The sequence below is a fragment of the Rhodococcus sp. NPDC057529 genome, assembly GCF_042802055.1.
Lineage (GTDB): Bacteria > Actinomycetota > Actinomycetes > Mycobacteriales > Mycobacteriaceae > Rhodococcus_F.
Map to the genome: position 1 here is coordinate 62,372 of NZ_JBHVEY010000014.1, position 17,603 is coordinate 79,974.

16 protein-coding genes are annotated in these 17,603 nt (G+C 69.4%); 11 read left to right on the forward strand and 5 right to left on the reverse strand.

Features of this window, described 5'->3' with window-relative positions:
* Positions 1-45 precede the first annotated feature (45 nt).
* Positions 46-888, forward strand: a complete 843-nt coding sequence (locus tag ACFU5V_RS26075) for an SGNH/GDSL hydrolase family protein (protein ID WP_378702926.1) — start codon at positions 46-48, stop codon at positions 886-888.
* A gap of 5 nt (positions 889-893) precedes the next feature.
* Here the strand turns inward: ACFU5V_RS26075 and ACFU5V_RS26080 are convergent, their stop codons facing one another.
* The gene (locus ACFU5V_RS26080) at positions 894-1,457 is read right to left on the reverse strand and encodes a type II toxin-antitoxin system PemK/MazF family toxin (RefSeq protein WP_378433963.1); all 564 of its coding nucleotides are present in this window, start codon (positions 1,455-1,457) and stop codon (positions 894-896) included.
* Positions 1,458-1,522: 65 nt separating this feature from the next.
* Between ACFU5V_RS26080 and lepA the strand changes: the two genes are divergently transcribed.
* Together lepA and ACFU5V_RS26090 are read left to right on the forward strand one after the other, a co-directional pair.
* On the forward strand, positions 1,523-3,415 hold the full coding sequence (gene lepA / locus ACFU5V_RS26085; protein WP_378433962.1) for a translation elongation factor 4: 1,893 nt from the start codon (positions 1,523-1,525) through the stop codon (positions 3,413-3,415).
* 50 nt (positions 3,416-3,465) lie between these two features.
* Positions 3,466-4,404: an NAD(P)H-dependent flavin oxidoreductase gene (locus ACFU5V_RS26090; RefSeq protein ID WP_378702927.1), complete on the forward strand. Its 939-nt coding sequence runs from the start codon at positions 3,466-3,468 to the stop codon at positions 4,402-4,404.
* Between the two features lie 56 nt (positions 4,405-4,460).
* Here the strand turns inward: ACFU5V_RS26090 and ACFU5V_RS26095 are convergent, their stop codons facing one another.
* Positions 4,461-6,416, reverse strand: a complete 1,956-nt coding sequence (locus ACFU5V_RS26095; RefSeq protein ID WP_124391294.1) for a glycoside hydrolase family 15 protein — start codon at positions 6,414-6,416, stop codon at positions 4,461-4,463.
* Between the two features lie 92 nt (positions 6,417-6,508).
* Here ACFU5V_RS26095 and ACFU5V_RS26100 point away from each other — a divergent pair, with 92 nt between their 5' ends.
* The 8 genes from ACFU5V_RS26100 to ACFU5V_RS26135 all read left to right on the forward strand — a co-directional run bounded on the left by ACFU5V_RS26100 (position 6,509) and on the right by ACFU5V_RS26135 (position 13,806).
* Positions 6,509-6,700 (forward strand): hypothetical protein, encoded by a 192-nt coding sequence (locus tag ACFU5V_RS26100; protein WP_005261263.1) that lies wholly within the window; start codon positions 6,509-6,511, stop codon positions 6,698-6,700.
* Positions 6,701-6,786: 86 nt separating this feature from the next.
* A complete protein-coding gene (locus tag ACFU5V_RS26105; RefSeq protein WP_369426194.1) occupies positions 6,787-6,915 on the forward strand; it encodes an Ms4533A family Cys-rich leader peptide in 129 nt (42 codons plus the stop codon).
* 181 nt (positions 6,916-7,096) lie between these two features.
* Complete coding sequence (locus tag ACFU5V_RS26110) at positions 7,097-8,128, forward strand: sulfate ABC transporter substrate-binding protein (protein ID WP_378433960.1); 1,032 nt, start codon at positions 7,097-7,099, stop codon at positions 8,126-8,128.
* Between the two features lie 7 nt (positions 8,129-8,135).
* The gene (cysT, locus tag ACFU5V_RS26115; RefSeq protein ID WP_378702928.1) at positions 8,136-9,017 is read left to right on the forward strand and encodes a sulfate ABC transporter permease subunit CysT; all 882 of its coding nucleotides are present in this window, start codon (positions 8,136-8,138) and stop codon (positions 9,015-9,017) included.
* Complete coding sequence (gene cysW, locus ACFU5V_RS26120; protein ID WP_206012716.1) at positions 9,014-9,820, forward strand: sulfate ABC transporter permease subunit CysW; 807 nt, start codon at positions 9,014-9,016, stop codon at positions 9,818-9,820. The genes cysT and cysW overlap by 4 nt, the downstream gene beginning before the upstream one ends.
* Positions 9,817-10,830, forward strand: coding sequence for a sulfate/molybdate ABC transporter ATP-binding protein (locus ACFU5V_RS26125; RefSeq protein ID WP_276138488.1), 1,014 nt, complete (start codon positions 9,817-9,819; stop codon positions 10,828-10,830). Before cysW ends, ACFU5V_RS26125 begins: the two co-directional genes overlap by 4 nt.
* 25 nt (positions 10,831-10,855) lie before the next feature.
* Positions 10,856-12,235: a sulfatase gene (locus ACFU5V_RS26130; protein WP_378702929.1), complete on the forward strand. Its 1,380-nt coding sequence runs from the start codon at positions 10,856-10,858 to the stop codon at positions 12,233-12,235.
* Positions 12,236-12,315: 80 nt separating this feature from the next.
* Positions 12,316-13,806, forward strand: a complete 1,491-nt coding sequence (locus ACFU5V_RS26135) for a UDP-N-acetylmuramoyl-L-alanyl-D-glutamate--2,6-diaminopimelate ligase (RefSeq protein ID WP_378702930.1) — start codon at positions 12,316-12,318, stop codon at positions 13,804-13,806.
* Here the strand turns inward: ACFU5V_RS26135 and cysC are convergent.
* Genes cysC through ACFU5V_RS26150 form a run of 3 tightly spaced genes read right to left on the reverse strand, consistent with a single transcriptional unit; the run spans position 13,803 to position 17,415 of the window.
* Complete coding sequence (gene cysC, locus ACFU5V_RS26140; protein WP_378702931.1) at positions 13,803-15,686, reverse strand: adenylyl-sulfate kinase; 1,884 nt, start codon at positions 15,684-15,686, stop codon at positions 13,803-13,805. The two genes, ACFU5V_RS26135 and cysC, sit on opposite strands and share 4 nt — an antisense overlap.
* Complete coding sequence (gene cysD, locus ACFU5V_RS26145) at positions 15,686-16,663, reverse strand: sulfate adenylyltransferase subunit CysD (protein ID WP_378432793.1); 978 nt, start codon at positions 16,661-16,663, stop codon at positions 15,686-15,688. Before cysD ends, cysC begins: the two co-directional genes overlap by 1 nt.
* On the reverse strand, positions 16,612-17,415 hold the full coding sequence (locus ACFU5V_RS26150) for a Stf0 family sulfotransferase (protein WP_378432792.1): 804 nt from the start codon (positions 17,413-17,415) through the stop codon (positions 16,612-16,614). The genes cysD and ACFU5V_RS26150 overlap by 52 nt, the downstream gene beginning before the upstream one ends.
* Positions 17,416-17,603 lie beyond the last annotated feature (188 nt).

Here is a 17,603-nt window from a genome sequence, read left to right on the forward strand (position 1 = left end):
GACCGGTCCGGGCCGGGTGCCCGGGGCCTGCGGGCCGGAATTCTCGTGTGCGCGGTCGTCGCGCTCACCGGAACGGTCCCCGCGACCGCGACCGCCGAGGACGCGCTCCGGCCGGGACCGTCGTATGTCGCCCTCGGCGACTCCCGCGGGTCCGGACCGCTCATCGAATTCTCGGAGCACCGCGACCTGTGCCTGCGATCGCCGGACCTGAACTACCCGGCGAAGCTGGCGCGGCTGATCGGCGCCGCCACTCTCACCAACGTCACGTGCTCCGCCGCCACACCTGCCCACGTGATCAGCACCGCGCAATTCGTGGGGACGCGCTTCGTCCCGCCACAGATCGATGCGCTGCGGGCGGACACCGACGTCGTGACGCTCAGCATCGGGGGCGGCGGTTCCAACCACCTGCCCGTGTCGGTGCGCTGCGGCGCCCTCGTTCCCGGCGCCGACGCCGACTGCCGCGACGACCCGCGGGCGGAGCAGCTCACGGTCGAGGGGATCGCGAGGATGGCGCCGCAGGTCGATGCCGTGGTGGCCGCGATCGTGGCGAAGGCACCGCACGCCGAGGTCTACCTGATCGGGCACGGCGGGTCCGTCGGCCGACGCGGCTGCTGGCCGAACCTGCCTGTGTCCGACGCGGACGCGGTCTGGCTCGAGCGGTACTTCGAACGGTTCAATCAGATCTACGTCGACGCCGCCGCCCGGTACGAAGTGCACTACATCGACATCGCGAAGGCCGCCGTGGACGGCGGACACGACGCGTGCGCGCCGACGGGGCAGCGGTGGTTCGAGGGCCTCGCGCCGCAGTCACCCGCCGAACCGGCGCATCCCAACGCACTCGCGATGACCGCGATCGCCCAGATGATCTCCGAAGACCTGGGTCGGTGACGGCGTCACTGCCAGCTGAAGTCCCTGCGCAGACGCTGCGCGACGATCTCGAACTTGTCCCGGTCCATGACGGCGCCCTCGCGGCGGATCCCCGCCTCCGGAACGTCCAGCACCCGGTCCAGCCGGATCCAGCTCGGGCGGCCCTCCGCGTCCCACGATCCCGAGCCGACCGCGATCCAGTCCCGGTCGCCGTCGTGCTTGCTCTGCGAGGACAGCATCAATCCCAGCAGGGTGTCGCCGTCGCGCCCGACGACGAGCACCGGCCGGTCCTTGCCCTGACTCGCGTCCTCCTCGTACGCCACCCACGTCCAGACGATCTCGCCCGGATCCGCGCGACCGTCCAGGTCGGGGGAGTACTCCACCTTCCGTGCCCGATGGGCGGTGGGGGCGGAGCCGGCGGTGACGGGACGGCCCGGCGCCGGCTTCGGTGCGGCGGCCGTCGACCCGGTCAGGACACCGGCCGCGCGGTCCAGCGCGCCGGACTTCTGCAGCTGCGCCAGCAGCTGCGGTCCCTTGTCCCGTGCAAGTCGGCCCAACGTCTTCCCGATGCTGCTCCACGTGCTCGCCATGGCCGCCGAGCTTAGTGCGTGTATGCCGCAGCAGCCGCAACGCGGTGGCTTGGATATCCTGACAGGTGACAGTGGCCCGGAACCGGGCCGGTGCCGGTCCAGGTAAGGGGTCCCCCATCAGCAGCTTCGCCGACAAGACGTTCACGGATCCTGCCCGGATCCGGAATTTCTGCATCATCGCGCACATCGATCACGGCAAGTCGACGCTGGCCGACCGCATGCTCCAGCTCACCGGTGTGGTCGAGGAGCGGCAGATGCGTGCCCAGTACCTCGACCGCATGGACATCGAGCGTGAGCGCGGCATCACGATCAAGGCGCAGAACGTCCGGCTCCCGTGGAAGGTGGGCGACGAGGAGTTCGTCATCCACCTCATCGACACCCCCGGGCACGTCGACTTCACGTACGAGGTCTCCCGCGCGCTCGAGGCGTGCGAGGGCGCGATCCTGCTGGTGGATGCCGCGCAGGGCATCGAGGCGCAGACCCTCGCCAACCTGTACCTGGCGATGGAGAAGGACCTCACCATCATCCCGGTGCTCAACAAGATCGACCTGCCCGCCGCCGATCCCGACCGGTACGCCGAGGAGATCGCGCACATCACCGGGTGTGAACCGGGTGATGTGCTGCGCGTGTCCGGCAAGACCGGCATGGGCGTGAAGGAACTGCTCGACGAGGTGGTGCGGCAGGTCCCCGCGCCCGTCGGCGACCCCGACGGTCCGGCGCGCGCCATGATCTTCGACTCGGTGTACGACGCGTACCGCGGTGTCGTCACGTACGTCCGCGTCGTCGACGGCCGGATCTCGCCGCGCGAGAAGATCACCATGATGTCGACGGGCGCCACGCACGATCTCATCGAGGTCGGCATCATCTCGCCCGAACCGAAGGCCAGCATCGGTCTCGGTGTCGGCGAGGTGGGTTACCTCATCACCGGTGTGAAGGACGTCCGGCAGTCGCGTGTCGGCGACACGGTCACCGCCGCCCGCGGCGGTGCGACGGAACCCCTCGTCGGGTACCGCGACCCCAAGCCGATGGTCTACTCCGGCCTCTACCCGCTCGACGGTTCGGACTACCCGGTGCTGCGCGACGCCCTCGACAAGTTGCGTCTCAACGACGCCGCCCTGGCCTACGAGCCCGAGACGTCGGTGGCGCTCGGGTTCGGGTTCCGGTGCGGCTTCCTCGGACTGCTGCACATGGAGATCACCCGCGACCGCCTCGAGCGCGAGTTCGGGCTCGAACTGATCTCGACGTCGCCGAACGTGGTGTACCGGGTGGTGATGGAGGACGGTGCCGAGCACGTCGTCACCAACCCGTCGTACTGGCCGGAGGGCAAGATCCGCGAGGTGTACGAGCCGATGGTGAAGTGCACGGTCATCGCGCCGAGCGAATTCATCGGCGCGATCATGGAGCTGTGCCAGAACCGGCGCGGGGAACTCGGCGGCATGGACTACCTGTCCGAGACCCGGGTCGAGCTGCGCTACGAGATGCCCATGGGCGAGATCATGTTCGACTTCTTCGACGCCCTGAAGTCGCGCACCAAGGGTTACGCCAGCCTCGATTACGAGGAGGCCGGCGAGCAGCAGGCGGATCTGGTGAAGGTGGACATCCTGCTGCAGGGTGAGGCCGTCGACGCGTTCTCGTCGATCGTGCACCGTTCCGCGGCCGGCGCGTACGGCGGGCGGATGACGTCGAAGCTGCGGGAGCTGATTCCCCGCCAGCAGTTCGAGGTGCCGATCCAGGCGGCCATCGGCTCGAAGATCATCTCGCGTGAGAACATCCGCGCCATCCGCAAGGACGTGCTGGCCAAGTGCTACGGCGGCGACATCAGCCGGAAGCGCAAGCTGCTCGAGAAGCAGAAGGAAGGCAAGAAGCGGATGAAGACCATCGGCCGGGTCGAGGTTCCGCAGGAGGCCTTCGTGGCGGCGTTGTCGTCCGAGTCCGTCGGGGACAAGCCGAAGAAGTAGGCGCCCGATCCTGTTGTCCGTCGACGTCTGATCGAAAGTAGGTGCGGCACGTGGCCCTCGGAACCTGGCTGACCCGGACACTGGGAATCGAGGTGCCGATCTTCGGCGCCCCGATGGGCGGACGGGCCGGTGGGACCCTCGTCGGCGAGGTGTCGAAGGCGGGCGGGCTCGGACTGCTCGGCGCGGCCCGCTACGCCACCCCGGAGTGGGTGGCGAAGGAGACGGCGGTCGCGCGGGGCATCGGCGGCGACGCGTTCGGAATCGGATTGATGACCTGGGCGCTCGACGACGACGACGCTCTCCTCGGCGCCGCTCTGGCGGAGAATCCGCGGGTCGTGTCGCTGTCGTTCGGGGACCCCGCCCCGTACGTGGAGCGGATCCACGCCACGGGGGCGCTGGTGGTGTCCCAGGTGAACACGATCGACGACCTGCGGGTCGTGGAGGCGGCGGGCGTCGACTTCGTGATCGCCCAGGGCGGCGAGGCGGGCGGCCACACCGGCAGGATCGGAACGCTGCCGCTGTTGCAGGAGGTCCTGGAGGCCACGACGCTGCCGGTGCTCGCCGCGGGCGGTATCGCGACCGGTCGGGGTCTCGCGGCGGTGCTCGCCGCGGGCGCGGAGGGCGCGATGATCGGGACCGCGTTGCTGGCCAGCCCGGAGACCATCGGGCCGGAGTACGCCCGCGGCAAGCTGATCGCGGCGGGCAGCGCCGACACGGTGTACACGTCGGTGTTCGACCAGGCGCGCAGCCAGCCGTGGCCGGCCCGGTGGGGTGGGCGGGCGCTGAGCAACGCCTTCACGTCGCGCTGGCACGGCGCGGAGGCGCCAGGCGCCGACCTCGCCGCCGCCTACGATCCGGCGGACCCGGACCTCGGCGTCGTGTACGCCGGGGAAGCGGCGGGTCTCGTCACGGCGGAGCGGCCGGCGGGGGCCGTGGTGCGGCAGATCGCGGCCGACGCGGAGCGGTTGCTGCATCGCTTCGCGGAGTAACCCGCAGCGCCCGAACCACCGAGGGTGCGAAGGCCAGCCTTCGCTGTCGCGCCTGATCAGACCGTGTTGTGGGCGGGCTGGAATCCGCCCGCCGCGGCCTCTTCGGCGCGAATGACGTGGACCACCGCGTTGATCAGCGCCAGATGGGTGAACGCCTGCGGGAAGTTGCCGAGGTGCCGCCCCGAGTCGGGATCGATCTCCTCCGCGTACAGCTTGAGGGGGCTGGCGAATCCGAGGAGCCGGTCGCACAGGCGTTTCGCGCGGTCGAGTTCACCGATCTCGACGAGCGCGGACACGAGCCAGAACGAGCAGATCGTGAACGTGCCCTCCTTGCCGCTCAGCCCGTCGTCCGTGGTCTCCACCCGGTAACGCAGCACCAATCCGCCCTCGGTCAACTCGTCCGCGATGGCGAGCACGGTCGCGCGGATCCGCGGATCGTCGGCCGGCAGGAACCGGAGCAGCGGTGCGAGCAGCAGCGACGCGTCGAGGCTGTCGCTGCCGTACCGCTGCGTCAGGACGCCGCGTGCGTCGACGCCGTGTTCGAGGATGTCGTCCTTGATCTCGTCGGCCAATTCGGACCACTGCTGCGCGTAACTCGTCTCGCCCTGCTGGTCGGCGAGTTTCGCGCCGCGGTCGAGGGCCACCCAGCACATGATCTTCGACGACGTGAAGTGCTGGGGCTCGCCGCGGACCTCCCAGATCCCGCGGTCGGGGAGGCGCCAATGCTTGACCGCCTCCTCGACCTGGCGTTTGAGCATCGGCCACAGGGTTTCCGGTACCCGCTCACGGGATTTCACGTGCAGGTACACCGAATCGAGGATCGTTCCCCAGATGTCGTGCTGGACCTGGTCGTAGGCGCCGTTTCCGATCCGCACCGGTCGCGCGCCGTCGTAACCGGAAAGGTGGTGCAACTCCGACTCCTCCAGCGTCTGCTCCCCGCCGACGCCGTACATCACCTGCAGCGGATGGTGGTTGCCGTCCTCGGCGCTCGACACGTCGTAGATGAACGAGAAGAAGTCGTTGGCCTCGCGGTCGAGTCCGAGGCTGTACAGGCCCCACAGCGCGAACGTCGAATCCCGCACCCATGCGTAGCGGTAATCCCAATTTCGTTCGCCGCCCGGGGTTTCCGGGAGCGATGTGGTCGACGCCGCGAGCAGGGCGCCGGTGGGGGCGTACGTCAACCCCTTCAGTGCGAGAGCGCTGCGCTGCAGGTAGCCCCGCCACTTGTGGTCGGGAAAGCGGCCGATGGTGATCCACTCGCGCCAGCACTTCGCCGTCTGCCACATCTTGTCGGCCGCCTCGTCGAACGTCTGCGGCGCCGGCATGTGCGCCCACGACAGGGCGACGAACACATTGTCGCCTTCGACCATCCGGGTCCGGGCCCTGGCCTCCCGTCCCTCGAGTCCGATCTTCATGTTCGTCGTCAGCCGCAGTGTCGGGTGGTCGCCCGGGCGGCTCGACTTACACGTGGCGGTGGCCTCCTCGTAGACCTTGCCCGTGTACTCCCAATGCGCCGCGCCGCGGTGGTAGTCGAACGCGGGCTCGCAGCTCATCTCCAGTTCGACGGTCCCGTTGACGCACTTCACCGTCCGCAGCAGGATGTGTTCGGCGTCCCAGTCGGTGGGGGTGCGGCGGTGCGAGCGCGAGCGCTGCTCGACGTTGTGCCACGGGCCGAGCACGAGGGCGTCGCGCACGATCAGCCAGCCCGTCTCGGTCTGCCACGTCGTCTCGACGATCAGTCCGCCCGGCAGGTAGCGGCGGGCGGCGGGCACGTTCTGCCCGTACGGCCCGATGCGGAAGTGGCCGGCGCTGCGGTCGAGGACGGCGCCGAAGATGCTGGGGGAGTCGGGCCGGGGAATGCACATCCACTCGACCGAGCCGTTGCGGGCGATCAGGCAGGTGGACTCGCAGTCCGACAGGAACGCGTAGTCGTCGATCGGCGGGAACGAATGGTGGTGATGATGCGGGGCCGCATGCAGCCGCCCGTGGGAGTGCGCGTCGCTGGACACCATGTGATCATCATCGACCGCCGCCGCCCGGCCGTCCACCTGTCTGCCGTCCACCTGTCTGCCGGTCACGAGACGGTCGACGATAGGCTGGCCCGGTGGACCGGATGGCGAGTTGGTGGGACGGCTTCGAGCTGTGGATCGCCGGACTCCCGTTCGTTCCGCAGGTCGCCCTCGTGCTGCTGGTGATGGTGCCGGTGTGCCGGGGACTGGCGTGGCTGCTCGATCGTGGGCTGGCCGCAGTCTTCGTCCTGCTCAGGCGGGACGTCTCGAAGGTGGAGGAACCCTGATGCCGCGCTCACGCGTCACACTCGCGCTGCTCGCGCTGATCGTCCTCGTCGTCGTCGCCTGGCTGCTCACCCGGTAAACCTGTTCGATGTGGGACGTCGGTTCAGGCTCTGCTACATTTCACGGCGTGTCTGAAGCCGCTGTACACCAGGTCCGCCATGAATTGGCGTTGATCGCTGTCGGCATGCTCGCAGTCGCCGACATCGACTGTTGTTGATTTCTCCTCGCACACAGACCTGCGCCCGGGTGGCACCGCGCACGCCCGACCCCCCTCGCGGTGCCGATCGTCGTTCGCATTCCCGATCCACTCGGTCGATCCCTGCGTTCTCCCCTCTCGCGCACCACCTCCCTTGTTTCGCACCACCACTCTGTGACAGATCCCCAGGAAGGTTTCTCCCATGAAACGCCGTTCTCGTAGTCTTCTCACGGCCCTCGTGACGCTCGGAGCTGTTGCGCTGACCGCGTGCAGCGGCGGCGCCAGCGACACCGCCGGCGGCGACTCCGCCGGTGCCGACGGCAGCGCGGGCACCATCAACCTGTACGCATACGCCGTGCCGAAGCCGGGCTTCGACAAGCTGATCCCCGCGTTCAACGCCACCGACGAGGGCAAGGGCGTGGCGTTCCAGCCGTCCTACGGCGCCTCCGGTGACCAGTCCCGCAAGGTGAAGGACGGCGCCGAGGCCGACTTCGTCAACTTCTCCGTCGAACCCGACATCACCCGCCTCGTCGACGCCGGCCTGGTGGACAAGAGCTGGAACCAGGACGCCTACAACGGGATTCCGTTCGGTTCCGTCGTGACCATCGTGGTGCGTGAGGGCAACCCGAAGAACATCCGCGACTGGGACGACCTGCTGCGCCCCGACGTCGAGGTCGTGACCCCCAACCCGTTCAGCTCCGGATCCGCGAAGTGGAACCTGCTCGCGCCGTACGCGGCGAAGAGCAACGGCGGCCAGGACCCGGCGGCCGGACTCGACTACATCACCGCGCTGGTGAACGACCACGTGAAGATTCAGCCGAAGTCGGGCCGCGAGGCGTCGGAGGCGTTCCTGCAGGGCACCGGCGACGTGCTGCTCAGCTACGAGAACGAGGCCCTGTTCATCGAGGGCAACGGTGACCCCGTCGAGCACGTGACCCCGCCGACCACGTTCAAGATCGAGAACCCGGTCGCGGTGCTGTCGAACAGCAAGAACCTGGAGAAGGCCAACGCGTTCAAGGACTTCCTGTACACCACCGAGGGTCAGAAGCTGTGGGCCGAGGCCGGATTCCGTCCGGTCGATCCGGCGGTCGCGACGGAGTTCGCCGACAAGTTCCCGGCGCCGGCCAAGCTGTGGACCATCGCCGATCTCGGCGGCTGGGCCAAGGTCGACTCCGAGGTGTTCGCCAAGGACACCGGGTCCATCGCAGTGATCTACGACAACGCAACCAAGTAAGACCGACGTGAGCGACACAACGACGACGGCGGGCGGACGCGGCATCACGGTGCCGCCTCCGCCCGTTCCGCCTACGCGCAAGAAGGTCGCCCGGGTCACCGGTGCCGTGGGACCGCTCGGCATCGGCATCGCAACCCTGTGGCTCAGTGTCATCGTGGTCCTGCCGCTCGCCGCACTCACCGTCGCGTCGTTCGGCGACGGGATCGGCGGCTTCGTGGACGCGATCACCTCGCCCGTGGCGGTGGCGTCCCTGCGCGTCACCGTGATGGTGTCGGTGGTGGTGGCCGTGATCAACGTGATCATGGGCACGCTCATCGCATGGGTTCTCGTGCGCGACGAATTCCCCGGCAAGCGCGCCGTCAACGCGCTGATCGACCTGCCGTTCGCGCTGCCGACCATCGTGGCCAGCATCGTCCTGTTGTCGTTGTACGGCCCGGAGAGCCCGATCGGCGTGCACCTCAACGCCACGCAGCCCGGCCTGATCGTGGCGCTGGCGTTCGTGACGCTGCCGTTCGTCGTCCGCTCGGTGCAGCCGGTGCTGATCGAGGTGGACAAGGAAGTCGAGGAGGCCGCGGCCTCCCTCGGCGCCGACAACGTGACGATCTTCCGCAAGGTGGTGCTGCCGACCCTGACTCCGGCGATCATCAGCGGCGCGGGGCTCGCGTTCGCCCGCGCGATCGGCGAGTACGGCTCCGTCGTCCTGATCGGCGGAAACATTCCCCGGGAGACTCAGGTCGCTTCCCAGTACATTCAACAGCAGATCGAAATCGACAGGCCGGCCGCCGCGGCGGCCGTGTCGGTGGCCCTCCTGGCCATCGCGTTCGTGACGCTGTTCGCCCTCCGGGTCTTCGCCAGCCGGGGGCAGCGTCGTGAGGAGCAGGCGGAATGAAGCTCTCTGGGTCCACCCGGATCACCCTGCGCACGGTCGCGCTGCTCTACCTGTTCGGCCTGCTGGTGGTGCCCATCGTCATCATCCTGTTCCGCACGTTCGAGAACGGGATCGGCGCCTTCGTCGATTCGATCAGCACACCCGCCGCGATCTCCGCGCTGAATCTGTCCCTGCTGATCGTGGCCATCGTCGTCCCGGTGAACGTGGTGTTCGGGATCGTCACGGCCCTCGCGCTGGTGCGGGGCCGGTTTCCGGGCCGCGGTCTGGTGCAGGCGGTGGTCGACCTCCCGTTCGCCGTCTCACCCATCGTGGTCGGGGTGTCGCTGATTCTGCTGTGGGGCGCCAACGGCTGGTTCGGCGGGCTCGAATCGCTGGGGTTCAAGGTGATCTTCGGGCTACCCGGGATGGTCATCGCCACCCTGTTCGTGACGTTGCCGTTCGTCGTGCGGGAAGTGGAGCCCGTCCTGCACGAGATCGGCGAGGAACAGGAACAGGCCGCCGCGACGCTCGGCGCGAGCCGCTGGCAGACGTTCTGGCTGATCACCCTGCCCGCCATCCGCTGGGGTCTGACCTACGGCGTCGTCCTGACCGTCGCCCGTTCGCTGGGCGAATTCGGTGCCGTGATCATGGTGTCCTCCGGTTTCCCCGGGGTGTCCCAGACCCTGACCCTGCTCGTGCACTCGCGCTACATCGACGACCACAACACGTTCGGTGCGTACTCCGCAGCCACCCTGCTGATGGGCATCGCGCTGATCACCCTGCTTCTGATGACTCTGCTCGACCGCAAGAGGAGCACCACATGATTACCGTGACCGGCGCCCGGAAGAACTACGGGTCCTTTGCTGCTCTCGACGACGTCTCCATCGACATCCCCTCGGGTTCGCTGACCGCGCTCCTCGGGCCCAGCGGGTCGGGCAAGTCGACGCTGCTCCGCTCCATCGCCGGACTCGAAGCCCTCGACTCCGGCACCGTCGTGATCGGCGGGAACGACGTCACCGACATCTCCCCGCAGAAGCGGGACATCGGTTTCGTGTTCCAGCACTACGCGGCGTTCAAGCACATGACGGTGCGCGACAACGTCGCGTTCGGTCTGAAGATCCGCAAGCGGCCGAAGCCGGAGATCGACAAGAAGGTCAACGAGCTGCTCGAGATCGTCGGCCTCGACGGCTTCCAGCACCGCTACCCGGCGCAGCTGTCCGGCGGTCAGCGCCAGCGGATGGCGCTCGCGCGGGCACTGGCGGTGGACCCGAAGGTGCTGCTCCTCGACGAGCCGTTCGGTGCGCTCGACGCGAAGGTCCGCACGGACCTGCGCACCTGGCTGCGCCGGCTGCACGACGAGGTGCACGTGACGACGGTGCTGGTCACCCACGACCAGGAGGAGGCGCTCGACGTCGCCGACCGGATCGCGGTCCTCAACAAGGGCCGGATCGAGCAGATCGGGGAGCCGGAGGACCTCTACGACCGTCCCCGCAACGACTTCGTGATGTCGTTCCTCGGGTCCGTGGCCAAACTCAACGGGCAGTTGGTCCGGCCGCACGACATCCGCCTCGGCCGCGACCCCGACCTGGCCCTCGCGCAGCAGGCGGGGACGGCCGAATCGCTCGGGGTCACACGGGCCACGGTGGAGCGCGTGGTGCACCTCGGGTTCGAGGTGCGGGTGGATCTGCGCAACGAGGCCACCGGCGAACCTTTCTCCGCCCAGGTGACCCGCGGCGACAGTGCAGCACTCGGCCTGCGGGAGGGCGAGACCGTCTACGCGCGGGCGACGCGGGTACCCGAACTCCCGGAGGCCGAAGTTCCGGTCTCCCTGTAACTCCCCGCCGATGTAGGAGGCGACTGTGGCGACCCCGGTGAATCCCGTCCGTGACAACGTTCTGATCGTGCACTGGCACGATCTGGGCCGTCACCTCGGGTGTTACGGCGCGTCCGGGGTGCGCAGCCCGAACCTCGACCGGCTCGCCGCGGAGGGTGTGCTGCTGACCGACGCGCATGCGGCGGCGCCCCTGTGCTCGCCCTCGCGCGGCGCCCTGTTCTCGGGCCGGTACCCGCACAGCAACGGACTGATCGGGCTCGCGCACCACGGCTGGCAGTACCACGACGACGTCCGCACGCTGCCGTCCCTGCTGGCGGAGGCGGGGTGGTACACGGCCCTGTTCGGGATGCAGCACGAGACCGCGTATCCCAAGCGGCTCGGCTTCCACGAGTACGACGTGTCGAACTCGTTCTGCGAGTACGTCACCGATCGGGCGTCGCGATGGCTGGCGCGGTTCCCTCCGCACCCGTTCCTGCTGACCGCAGGCTTCTTCGAGACGCACCGCCCGTACCCGGTCGACAGGTATGCACCCGCCGATCCCGAGGGTTTCGACGTGCCCCCGTATCTGCCCGACCGTCCGGAGGTCCGTGAGGACCTGGCCGGATTCCACGGGTCGATCGAGGTGGCCGACGCCGCGGTCGGGAGGCTGCTGCAGACCCTCGCGGACGAGGGGCTGGACGACAGCACGTGGGTCGTGTTCCTCACCGACCACGGCGAGGCGTTCCCCGGTGCGAAATCGACGCTGTATGCGCCGGGCACCGGTATCGCGACGATCATCCGCCCACCGCGGAGGCTGCGGGCGGCCCCACACGTCTACGACGACCTGTTCAGCGGGGTGGATCTGGTTCCCACCCTCCTCGACCTGCTGGGTGTCCCGGTCCCCGCGGCCGTGGAGGGCGTCTCCCACGCCGCGCAGTTGCTGGGCCGGTCGGAGTCGCCCGCGCGCGACGTCCTGTTCACCGAGAAGACGTTCCACGACAGCTTCGACCCGATCCGCGCGGTACGCAGCAAGCGGTTCAGTTACATCGAGAACTACGCGCCACGGCCCAGGCTCGACCTGCCCCTCGACATCGAGAACAGCCTGTCCGGTGCGGCGCTGGGCACCGAGCATCTCCTGCCGCGTCCGAGCCGGGAACTCTACGACCTGGCCGCCGACCCCGATGAGCGCGACAATCTCGCCGACACCGAGGACTTCGCCGAGACGCAGGCCGAGTTGGCACTCGAACTCGCGACGTGGCGACGGACCACGGGCGACTCGATTCCGAGCGAGGAGGAGGGAACGGCGTACGCGCGGAAGGCGATGGAGGAGTATCTCGCCACGCTCGGCCGGGTGCCGGACGTGCGTTCGGCCTACAGCGAGGAACGCGGAATCCTGGACGAGCCCCGGAGTGGCGTGGAGACGTAGCGGCGTCGAGAGGCAGGCGCCGCGGGTCGATGATCGCGGTTCCGTCGCCGCGACCTGCACACCGGTGGTGCACTGGGAGGGTGAGCGTCGACTGCCCGCGGTTCACACGGCCGAGGCCGCTGCACGAGGTGCTGGGCCGCCTCGGCCGGCCGGCGACCCTGTGCGGCACGGGCGGCACCGCGGTGACGGGGATCAACCAGGATTCGCGTCTCGTCCGGGCCGGGGACGTGTACGCGGCGCTGCCGGGCCGGCACCGTCACGGGATCGAGTTCGTGGCCGAAGCCGCGGCGCGCGGCGCGGTCGCGATGCTCAGCGACCGGAAGTCGGACGTCCTGCCGACGATCGTGGTGGATGATCCGCGCCGGGTCCTCGGTCCGCTGGCGTCGTGGGTGTACGGCGATCCGTCCCGTGCGCTCGACGTCTACGGGGTGACCGGGACGAACGGGAAGACGAGCACCGTGTACCTCCTGGACGCGGGACTGCGCGCGGCCGGGGCCGCCGCCGGAATGATGACGGGGATCACGGTCCGCGGGCCCGGAGGATCCCGGGCCGCGACCCGGACGACACCCGAGGCGTGCGAACTCCAGCAGACGCTCGCCGCATTCGCCGAACAGCGGATCGGGGCGGTCGCGATGGAGGTGTCGAGCCACGGTCTCGCCCTGCACCGGATCGACGGGACCTCCTTCCGGGTGGGGGTGTTCACCAATCTCGCCCGCGACCATCTGGACTTCCACCCCGACATGGACGCGTACTTCGCGGCGAAGGCCAGACTGTTCGACTCCCGGCACTGCGCGGCGGCCGCCATCGGCATCGACGACGAATTCGGGAGCCGCCTCGCCGCCACCGTCACCGTGCCCCGGCTGACGTTCTCGTCGAGGACGACGGCGGCCGACATCCACGCGTCGGGTGTGCGCGCGGACGAGGGCGGCACGTCGTTCACGCTGCACGGCGCCGGCGACCGGAGGTCGGTGCGGCTGCGGTTGCTCGGCGTGCACCAGGTGGACAACGCGCTCGCCGCGATCTCCGCCCTCCTCGCACGGGGCGTCGACCCGGACGCGGCGATCACCGGGATCGAGAACCTCGACACCGTCCCGGGACGACTGGAGTCGGTGGACGCGGGGCAGCCCTTCCTCGCCTTCGTCGACTACATGCACAACACTGCCGGGCAGCGCCGGCTGTTTCCCTACCTCCGTTCGCTGACCGGCGGCCGGGTCATCGCCGTCGTCGGGGCGACGGGTGAGCGCGACCCCGGCAAGCGCGCCCCGCTCGGCGCGACGGCGGCCCGTTTCGCCGACACCGTCGTCGTCACCGACGAGAGCCCGTACTCCGAGGACGCGCAGCGCCTGCGGGAGGACGTGGCGCGCGGAGCGCGCAGCGGCGGCACTGCGCACGTGCTGGTCGTCCCCGACCGCGCGGAGGCGATCGCGGCGGCGGTCAAGATCGCCGCGCCGGGCGACGTCGTGGTGGTCGCCGGCCGCGGGCACGACCGGGTCCAGGCGTACGGTTCCCGCCTGCGCGTGTTCGACGACCGGACAGCGCTGCACGAGGCACTGGTCCGCTCGCTGAGCTAGGTCTGCAGCCCCTCGTGCCGGGCGAGTTCGGTGAGAATCCGGGCGACGAGGTCGTCGAGGTCGGCGCCGGTGGTGTCGAAGGCGAGGTCCGGGTTCTCGGGCGCCTCGTACGGTGCGTCGATCCCGGTGAGGCCGCGGAGTTCGCCCGCCCGCGCCCGGGCGTAGAGGCCCTTGGGGTCGCGTCGCTCGCACTCGGCGACCGGGGTGCTGACGTGGATTTCGAGGAACGGCAGGTCCGCGGCCTCGTTCAGGGCGCGGGCGATCGCGCGGTCCGATCGGAGCGGCGACACCATCGAGGCGATGGCGACCACTCCGGCGTCGGCGAACAACCGGGTGAGATGACCGACGCGGCGGATGTTCTCGGCCCGGTCACCGGGGGAGAATCCCAGATCGTCCGAAATGCCGTGCCGGACGTTGTCGCCGTCGAGCAGGTAGGCGGTCCGGCCGGCGTCGACGAGCGTCCGTTCGAGCGCGACCGCGACGGTCGACTTTCCGGACGCCGGCAGCCCGGTGAGCCAGACGGTGGCGCCCCGCTGCCCGGTCGCGGACCAGCGTCGATCCCGTTTCAGCGACGACGGGTGCCACTTGATGTCGTGCCGGGTCTGCTCCCCAGGAACCACTTCCCTTGTGTCGCTGACGGTTCCGGCGCCGACGGTGTCGTTGCTCTGTTCGTCGATGAGGATGAACGCGCCCGCGTCGCGGTTGGTGGCGTAGGGGTCGGCGAGCACCACGGTGCTCGTCCGGAGCGTGATCCTGCCGATGTCGTTGAGGGCGAGTTCGCTGGGGGAGTCGTGTTCTTCGAGGGTTTCCGGGTCGAGCCGGGTGTGCAACTCCTGCACCGTGGCGCGCACGGTGCGGCTGGTGTGCTTGAGGGCCACCCGGTCGCCCGCCCGCAGCGGGGTTTCGCTCAGCCAGCAGACGGTCGCGTCGATCTCGCGGGCCGGGACCGGTGCGGTGGCCTCGGTGGCCGCGCTCACGACGAGGTCGCCGCGGGCGACGTCGACGTCGTCGGCGAGTTCGAACGACACCGACAGCGGCGCGACCGCGACGGCCCGCTGCGGATCGAGGGTGTCGAGGGCGGTGACCGTGCTGCGGGAACCAGCCGGCAGCACCAGCACCTCGTCCCCGACGGACAGGGTGCCCGCCGACAGCCGGCCGGTGTAGCGGCGCCGCTGGTGGTCCGTGGGACGTGCGACCCACTGGATGGGCAGTCGCAGTTCGGACGCGACGGCCGACGGCGCGGCGAGTTCCACCCCTTCGAGGTACTCGAGGAGCGTGGGTCCGTCGTACCAGGGTGTCGAATCCGACCGCGTGACCACGTTGTCACCCCGGGTGGCGGACACCGGGACCACCGTGAGGTCGCGGCCGCCGAGGCGCTGCGCGAGCAGACCGAGTTCGGATTCGACTTCCTTGAACCGGGTCTCGTCGAAGTCGACGAGATCGATCTTGTTGACCACGGCGACCAGGTGCGGGACACCGAGGAGGTCGGCGATCCGGGCGTGGCGCCGGGTCTGCCGGAGCACCCCGGTGCGGGCGTCCACCAGCAGCACGGCCACGTGGGTGTTCGACGCCCCGGTGAACATGTTGCGCGTGTACCGTTCGTGCCCCGGTGTGTCGGCGAGGACGAAACTCCGGGTAGGCGTGGAGAAGAAGCGGTAGGCGACGTCGATGGTGATGCCCTGCTCGCGTTCGGCACGCAGCCCGTCGGAGAGGGCGGCCAGATCCGCCTCACCGTCGGCGTTCGTCACCGCCTCGAGATGGTCGGTGGGCAGACTTCCGGTGTCGTGGAGGAGGCGGCCGATGAGGGTGCTCTTCCCGTCGTCGACGCTGCCCGCGGTGGCGAGTCGCAGCAGTTGGCGAGGCCGGCCGGTGGTGGTCATCAGAAGTACCCCTCGCGCTTGCGGTCTTCCATCGCGGCGACGGAAGTCCTGTCGTCGGCCCGGGTTTCCCCGCGTTCGGAGACCGTGGCCGCGGCGATCTCCTCGATCACGCCGGCGACGTCGCCGGCCTCCGAACGCACCGCCCCGGTGATGGTCAGGTCTCCGACGGTGCGGTACCGCACCCGGAGTCGTTGTACCAGTTCGCTTTCGGTGGGCAGCGTGTACTCGGACAGCCCGAGCAGGATGCCGTCGCGTTCGAACACCTGCCGCTCGTGGGCGAAGTAGATCGACGGCAGCGCCAGCTTCTCGAGTTCGATGTAGCGCCAGATGTCGAGTTCGGTCCAGTTGCTGAGCGGGAACACCCGGACCTGCTCGCCGCGGCGGATCCGCCCGTTGTACAGCGACCACGGCTCGGGTCGCTGCGAACGCGGATCCCACTGCCCGAACTCGTCGCGGAAGCTGAGCACCCGCTCCTTCGCCCGGGCCCGTTCCTCGTCGCGGCGCGCGCCGCCGAACGCGGCGTCGAAGCGGTGCTCCTCCAGGGCGTCGAGCAGGGTCCGGGTCTGCAGCCGGTTCCGCGACGTCCCGGGACCGCCCGTCTCGGTGACGCGGCCCTTGTCGATCGACTCCTGCACCGACGCGACGATCAGCCGGTGACCGTCCTCCGCGAGCCGGCGGTCGCGGAACTCGATCACCTCGGGGAAGTTGTGCCCGGTGTCGACGTGCAGGACGGGAAACGGCAACGGGGACGGCCGGAACGCCTTCTCCGCCAGCCGCAGCAGCACGATCGAATCCTTGCCCGCCGAGAACAGCAGCACCGGTCGCTCGAGTTCCGCGACCACCTCGCGGATGATGTGCACGGCCTCCGCCTCCAGCGCACGGAGTTCGTCGACGTGTGCGTCCGTGTCGGTGGACGGTGCGGCGGTCACAGCGGAAGTCCGTTCGCGGCGGCCTCGGACCGGTACCGCTCGACCCATTCCTTGGAGCGGCCGTCGCTCTGCCGTTTCAGCGGCGGCGGGGGCGCGAGGTCGGCGTCGAGACCGAGTTCGACGAGCACCTTCGCCGCCGTCGCCTGCGGGGCCGCGACGAGATCGTCGAAGCTGACGTCGATGTGGTCGAGCCCCTCGGTCTCGAACCAGGTGCGCCACTGCACATCCTGACCGCGGAGGATGCGGACGAGGTGGGCGATGCCGTCCGCGTGGTACTCGGCGCCGTCGTGTGGGGCGGGCGGGGTGGCGTCGTCGCGCCACACCTGGGTCTGCACCGCCCGCCACATCGACACCGCCTGTGCGACGACGTCGCGCCGGAAGACGTGGATGAAGACCAGGTCGCGGCCCAGGATGTCGCCGAGGGCGGACCTCAGGTCGTCGCCCGACCGGTCCGGAAGTCCGGCGGCGCGGTCGAGGACGAGCGGCACCTGGTTCCACATCAGCTTGCCGCCCCACACGCCGTTGGGGGTGCGCCCGACGCTGAGCAGTTGATCGCGCCACTGCTCCGCGGTGCGAGTGTCGGCGGTTCCAGGTTCCAGCGGGGCGAGCAGGGAGAGCACCGTCTCGTCGGTAACCGACTCGAACCACTGCCGTGGCTGCGGTGACCGGCTGGTGGACGGCAGGTACTGGAAGAACTCCTCCGGGTTGCCTGCCACGGTCGTGGCGCGAAGAGATTCGACGAGCAAGGTGCTGCCGCTGCGCTGCGACGCGCAGACGAGATATGAGCGTGGCTCCGACATGCCGGAAACTATAAAGGCGAAATTCGGTGCCGCAATCGGGGCGAAATCGAATTTGCGTGATGGAAACACTTGCATTTCCGCTGCCGATGATCAGGTGAAGATCAGGGCGCGCGGCCGTGTGGAAAGTGCCAGTTCAGGGCCGTTTCCGGGCAGTCGCACGTGGCGCGCTCGTTGTCGGCGACATTGTG

Bases quoted from the DNA above. Each gene is read 5' to 3' on its own strand.
- ACFU5V_RS26080 (WP_378433963.1), bottom strand. From the start codon at position 1,457: ATGGCGAGCACGTGGAGCAGCATCGGGAAGACGTTGGGCCGACTTGCA.
- ACFU5V_RS26095 (WP_124391294.1), bottom strand. From the start codon at position 6,416: ATGGTGTCCAGCGACGCGCACTCCCACGGGCGGCTGCATGCGGCCCCG.
- ACFU5V_RS26105 (WP_369426194.1), top strand. From the start codon at position 6,787: ATGTGGGACGTCGGTTCAGGCTCTGCTACATTTCACGGCGTGTCTGAA.
- ACFU5V_RS26110 (WP_378433960.1), top strand. From the start codon at position 7,097: ATGAAACGCCGTTCTCGTAGTCTTCTCACGGCCCTCGTGACGCTCGGA.
- cysW (WP_206012716.1), top strand. From the start codon at position 9,014: ATGAAGCTCTCTGGGTCCACCCGGATCACCCTGCGCACGGTCGCGCTG.
- ACFU5V_RS26125 (WP_276138488.1), top strand. From the start codon at position 9,817: ATGATTACCGTGACCGGCGCCCGGAAGAACTACGGGTCCTTTGCTGCT.
- cysC (WP_378702931.1), bottom strand. From the start codon at position 15,686: ATGACCACCACCGGCCGGCCTCGCCAACTGCTGCGACTCGCCACCGCG.
- cysD (WP_378432793.1), bottom strand. From the start codon at position 16,663: ATGGGTCGAGCGGTACCGGTCCGAGGCCGCCGCGAACGGACTTCCGCT.
- ACFU5V_RS26150 (WP_378432792.1), bottom strand. From the start codon at position 17,415: ATGTCGGAGCCACGCTCATATCTCGTCTGCGCGTCGCAGCGCAGCGGC.